This is a genomic window from Falsigemmobacter intermedius, from assembly GCF_004054105.1.
GTDB classification, from domain to species: Bacteria; Pseudomonadota; Alphaproteobacteria; order Rhodobacterales; family Rhodobacteraceae; genus Wagnerdoeblera; species Wagnerdoeblera intermedia.
This window is the reverse complement of the sequence record NZ_SBLC01000081.1, coordinates 1-5,007: the sequence shown is the minus strand read 5'-3', so window position 1 is coordinate 5,007 and position 5,007 is coordinate 1. Positions and strand designations below refer to the sequence as shown.

The following is a 5,007-nucleotide window of genomic DNA, read 5'->3' as shown; positions in this document are numbered from 1 at the left end:
GACAACGCGCCAAAAAGATCCTAAGTACCCTCTTGCGCAAGGGGCGGTTATACATGTTGCACATGATGAAGATCCAGCCGTCGGCCGTCTTATAAAGCTGGCTCGGCGTCAGCGAGGGATGAGAGCCGCGCGGATGCCGCCCCGTCACCACGCCCGCGTTCAAATTCCCTGCCGCAGGATGGCCGCACCATCGGTGCCGTCCGCATCAGAGGCCCCTGGATCGTCAGCGGCTATTACGGCATCGAGGGGAATTTTCTGAGCGAAGACGGCTGGTTTCGCACCGGCGATCTGGGCCGCATTGATGCCGACGGCTATCTGCATCTCACCGACCGGGTGAAGGATGTCATCAAATCGGGCGGCGAGTGGATCAGTTCGATCGATGTGGAAAACGAGGTCCTGAAATGCCCGGGCGTGCTGGCTGCCGCCCTGATCGCGGTGCCGCATCCGCGCTGGATGGAGCGCCCGCTGCTGCTGGTCTCTGCCCGTCCGGGCGAGACGTGCTGCCGGAGGCGGTCCGCGCCCATCTGGCCCCGCGCATCGCGAGCTGGTGGATGCCCGATGACATCCTGGTGCTGCCGGAACTGCCGGTCTCGGGCACCGGAAAGATCCAGAAGGCAGAGCTGCGCGCAGCTTATGCCGATTACAAACTGCCCGAGCGCGTGGCGCGCGCCTGAAGAAAATCCGGATACATGAAGGGGGGAGACCCGATGCAACAGAACTATGAGGCGATTGAGTGGAGCCGCAACGGTCGCATCCTGACGCTGACGATGAACCGCCCCGGCCGGCTGAACGCCGTGGACGGGCAGCTTCACGCCGAACTGGCGCGGGTCTTCATCGATGCCGCCAATGACCCGGAGTCGGACGTCATTATCCTGACCGGCGCGGGCCGTGCCTTTTCGGCAGGGGGCGATATGGACTGGCTGCAGGGCCAGATCGATGATCCGCTGAAATTTGAACTGACGGCGCGAGAGGCCAAGCAGATCATCTTCTCGATGCTCGATTGCGAAAAGCCGATCATTGCGAAACTTGCCGGCCCCGCCATCGGTCTGGGCTGCACCCTGGCGCTGTTTTGCGATGTGATCTATGCCGCCGATGACACCGTTCTGGCTGACCCGCATGTCGGCATTGGCATGGTGGCGGGGGACGGTGGCGCGGTGATCTGGCCGCAGCTGATCGGCTATGCGCGGGCGAAAGAATATCTGATGACCGGTGATGCGATCCCGGCCAAAGAGGCTGCGCAGATGGGCCTGATCAATCACGCCGTGCCGGCTGCTGATCTTGATGCGAAGGTCATGGAGTTTGCCAACCGCATGGCCGGCAGCGCGCTGCAATCGGTCCGCTGGACCAAGGTCTCGGTGAATATCGGGCTGAAGCAGCTGGCGCACAGCATCATGGACGCCTGCATTGCCTATGAATCGCTGACCAACCGCAGCCAGGACCACCAGGAGGGCCTGAACGCCTTCAAAGAGCGTCGCAAACCGGTTTTCACCGGCCGGTAAGCGCGGCTTCTTCTGCTGGGATGGCCCCTGCATCCACGTGTTGCGGGGCGCCTGAAGATTAAGCCGGTCCCGGGACTTTCATCGGGACCGGCTCACGCCGCGCCGCAGGGGCTGTGCCCGTGATGAGAGCCTCTGCCCCCTATGCCGCTGCGGGCTGTCGCGCGATCACTTTGATCTCAAAATCAAATCCGGCGAGCCAGGTCACCCCCACAGCCGTCCAGTTCGGATAGGGAGCCTGCGGAAAAACCTCAGCCTTCACCGCCATGATGTCGCCGAACTGCGCCTCCGGGTCCGTGTGAAACGTCGTGACATCCACGATATCCGCCATGCTGCTGCCCGCTGCCGTTAAAACAGCGCGCAGGTTTTCAAAGGCCAGCGCGACCTGTTTGCGAAAGTCAGGTTCCGGCGTGCCGTCAGCGCGGCTGCCGACCTGACCCGAGACAAAGACCAGATCGCCCGATCGGATGGCGGCGGAATAGCCATGCGCCTGATAGAGCGCGTGGCGGTCGGCGGGGAAAATGGCTTCAGGACGGTCGAACATGGGATTTCTCACCTGGCAATGACATGAAGATTCGGATACGATGCGTATGTGAATAAATGGCATACGCTACGTATGTCAAATGAAATACGCTGCGTATGTGAGGGGACAGGCATGGCCGTCAGAACCCGCCTCGAGAAAATGGCTGAGAACCGCGCCCGGCTGATCGCGGCCGGGCGGCAGGCTTTTGCTGAAAAGGGCTTTGCCGCGGCCTCGATGGATGAGTTTACCGCAGCGGTTGGTCTGACCCGAGGCGCGCTCCACCACAATTTCGGGGATAAAAAGGGCCTCTTCGCCGCTGTTGTGGAGCAGATTGACACCGAACTCTCCGGCAAAGCCCGGGCCTGCGGGATCGCCGCCGGAGGCGGCTGGGAGGGGCTGATGGCGGAGGGCCGGGCCTATATTGAAATGGCGCTGGAGCCTGAAGTGCAGCGCATCGTGCTGCTGGACGGTCCGGCGGTGCTGGGCGATCCCTTGCAATGGCCGAGCCAGAACCGCTGCCTGCAGGCCACGATTGCCACTTTGCAGGAGCTGTCAGCCGAGGGGCGGATCAGATCGGTGGATATCGAAGCCCTGGCGCGGCTCCTCAATGGTATGGCGCTGAATGCCGCCCTCTGGGTTGCCGCCTCTGAGGATGCCGCAGCCACTTTGCCCAAAGCCATCGCCGCCTTTGAGGCCCTGGCCTCAGGCGTCTGTGTGGATGGTTAAACGCATCCGAGCGTGTCGCAGGCCCTCAAGGCTTCGCTCAGACCAGCGCGGCTGATCCGGCCACGCCGGGCCCTCTCAGCCATCGCCCCCGGAGGCGTCCAGCGCCTCGGCCAGATGATCCCTTGCGCCTTCAAGCCGCGCCAGAAGCCGGCCCGGATCCGCAAGGGGGGATTGCGGCCGGATGGGCCATTCATAGTCCAGCGGCGAGACGTGACGGCCCTGCACCAGCACCTCGTAATGAAGATGCGCCGCCGTTGAGGTGCCGGTATTGCCGACAACGGCAATCTTCTGCCCCCGCTCTACCTTCCCGCCTGCTTTCACCGGCAGATCGCTGCCCAGATGCCCGTAGCGCGTCACCACGTCATTGCCGTGATCAATCTCCACCAGATAGCCATAGCCGCGGCGCGGGCCCGCAAAGGTCACAATGCCGTCCTGCATCGCATAAACGGGTGTGCCCTCTGCTGCGGCGAAATCGACCCCGTTGTGCATGCGCCGTCCGCCATGCACCGGGTGGATCCGTGGCCCGAAGGCGGAACTGAGCCGCGCGCCGGGGACCGGCTGGCGGAAGCTTTGCAGCAATTCGCCGTCCCGGTAAATAAAGTTGCGCAAGGCACCATCCTTCGGCCAGATGACCTCATAGGTCTCGCCGCCGAGGTCAAACTGCGCGAAGTCGATGACCGGCTCGCCCACCACCCGGTCCCCGATGCGCTCTTCACGCCAGACGAGGCGAAGCTGCTCGCCGCCACCGATCTCTTTGCGCAGGTTCAGAATATCTGCGAAGATCAGTTCCAGATCCGTCGCAAACCGGGTCGGCGCCCCGACCCGCTCCAGCGCCCCATAGATTGAGCGGCGCACCTCGGTCTCGGCGGCGCGGATCACCACCTCCGGCTCGGGCATCTCGCGGCGCACCGAGGGCTGCGCGCCTAAGGCCGCGATGATCTGCCCGCCGTTTTCAACCTCAAGCGCGATTTCGGTCAGAGCCTTCCTCTCATCCGCGCTGACCGTGAGGCGGAACCCCGGCTTCAGGCGGCGCAGATCATAAAGACTGCCGATCAGTTCCGAGGCCGTATGGCGCTGCGCCGTCTCCAGCCCCGCAGAGTTGAGCAGCCCGTCCAGCGTCTGCCCGGCCCCCAGTTCCCCCTGCCAGACGATCTCCAGGGCCGGAGTCGCAGGTGCCGGGACCGCCCCGGGTAAGGAGAGAGGCACAGCCGGAACGGCGGAAGTAACCTGCGCGGGCGGCGGGGTGGTCCCGGTCTGAGGCGGCGGAGGCGGGGCTTCATAAAGGGAGAACCCGCTCACAATGACCACCGCGCAGCCTGTGAAGGCTGTCCAATACCGCAATTTCACCAAGCCGACCTTTCCGATCCTGCAGCCCTGCCACCGGCCATGGCTTTCCGCGCACACCCCTGACCCTGCCCCCTGCAAAGAGGCGCTGATACGCTGCCCTCTCTAAATTCCGGCTCCCGGGGCGGCAACCTTTGGGGGACGACCGAAAGGCCCGCGCCCCCCGCAGTCAGCGAGATCATGCTCATGGCGCGCCCATGGGTGAAAGGCACCGGCTCCGGGCGGTTCGCTGCGCTGCGCGGCTCTCCCGGCCCGGCCCCCGCCAGGTAAAGATGCCGCCGGGGCCGTCACAAAACTCTCGCAAAGCCGTCATGCGGCTGTGACGGGGCGCTTTGATCTTCGGGGCGACCTCACCGGAGAGAACCATGCTCGACGTCAGACAGGTATCGCGGATTTTCGGAGCCAGACGGGCGGTGGATGGCGTCAGCTTCACCATCGACCGCCCTGCTTTTGTGGGCATCATCGGCCGCTCGGGCGCGGGGAAATCGACGCTTCTGCGCATGATGAACCGCCTGACCGATGCAAGTGAGGGCCGGATTTTCGTCAATGGCCGCGAGATCCTGGGGTTGAAGGGCGCCGCGCAGCGCGAATGGCAAAGCCAGTGCGCGATGATCTTTCAACAGTTCAACCTGGTGCCGCGCCTCGATGTGGCCTCCAATGTGCTGCACGGCCTGCTGAACCGCCGCTCGACGCTGAGCACCCTTTTCAACCTGTGGTCCCGTGCCGATATCTTGCGCGCTCTGGACATCCTCGAGCGCCTCGGGATCGCCGATCAGGCCACCAAACGCGCCGAAGCCCTGTCGGGCGGGCAGCATCAGCGCGTCGCCATTGCCCGCGCGCTGATGCAGGATCCTAAGGAACGTCTGATCAACAGCTTCGGCTGCGCCGAGATAGCCGCCTGACCGGCTGGACCAGCCG

At 64.2% G+C, this 5,007-nt stretch carries 6 protein-coding genes and 1 pseudogene; 4 read left to right on the top strand and 3 right to left on the bottom strand.

All coding sequences use genetic code 11. The annotated features are described in order from the left end of the window. Positions 1-159 precede the first annotated feature (159 nt). The gene (locus tag EP867_RS20345) at positions 160-444 is read right to left on the bottom strand and encodes a hypothetical protein (protein ID WP_241656974.1); all 285 of its coding nucleotides are present in this window, start codon (positions 442-444) and stop codon (positions 160-162) included. A 53-nt stretch (positions 445-497) separates the two neighbouring features. Between EP867_RS20345 and EP867_RS20340 the strand changes: the two genes are divergently transcribed. Next, on the top strand, positions 498-674 hold the full coding sequence (locus EP867_RS20340; protein ID WP_241656973.1) for a hypothetical protein: 177 nt from the start codon (positions 498-500) through the stop codon (positions 672-674). A 33-nt stretch (positions 675-707) separates the two neighbouring features. Then, complete coding sequence (locus EP867_RS18760) at positions 708-1,499, top strand: enoyl-CoA hydratase/isomerase family protein (protein ID WP_241656972.1); 792 nt, start codon at positions 708-710, stop codon at positions 1,497-1,499. Positions 1,500-1,638: 139 nt separating this feature from the next. Here the strand turns inward: EP867_RS18760 and EP867_RS18755 are convergent, their stop codons facing one another. Further along, positions 1,639-2,040: a RidA family protein gene (locus EP867_RS18755; RefSeq protein WP_128490970.1), complete on the bottom strand. Its 402-nt coding sequence runs from the start codon at positions 2,038-2,040 to the stop codon at positions 1,639-1,641. A gap of 111 nt (positions 2,041-2,151) precedes the next feature. Between EP867_RS18755 and EP867_RS18750 the strand changes: the two genes are divergently transcribed. Next, complete coding sequence (locus tag EP867_RS18750) at positions 2,152-2,745, top strand: TetR/AcrR family transcriptional regulator (protein ID WP_128490969.1); 594 nt, start codon at positions 2,152-2,154, stop codon at positions 2,743-2,745. 75 nt (positions 2,746-2,820) lie between these two features. On the opposite strand, the gene EP867_RS18745 is transcribed toward EP867_RS18750, so the two are convergent. Then, positions 2,821-4,044 (bottom strand): M23 family metallopeptidase, encoded by a 1,224-nt coding sequence (locus tag EP867_RS18745; protein ID WP_128490968.1) that lies wholly within the window; start codon positions 4,042-4,044, stop codon positions 2,821-2,823. A gap of 410 nt (positions 4,045-4,454) precedes the next feature. Between EP867_RS18745 and EP867_RS18740 the strand changes: the two are divergent. Further along, positions 4,455-4,946: pseudogene (locus EP867_RS18740) on the top strand (phosphonate ABC transporter ATP-binding protein); the annotation flags it as partial. Positions 4,947-5,007: the final 61 nt, after the last annotated feature.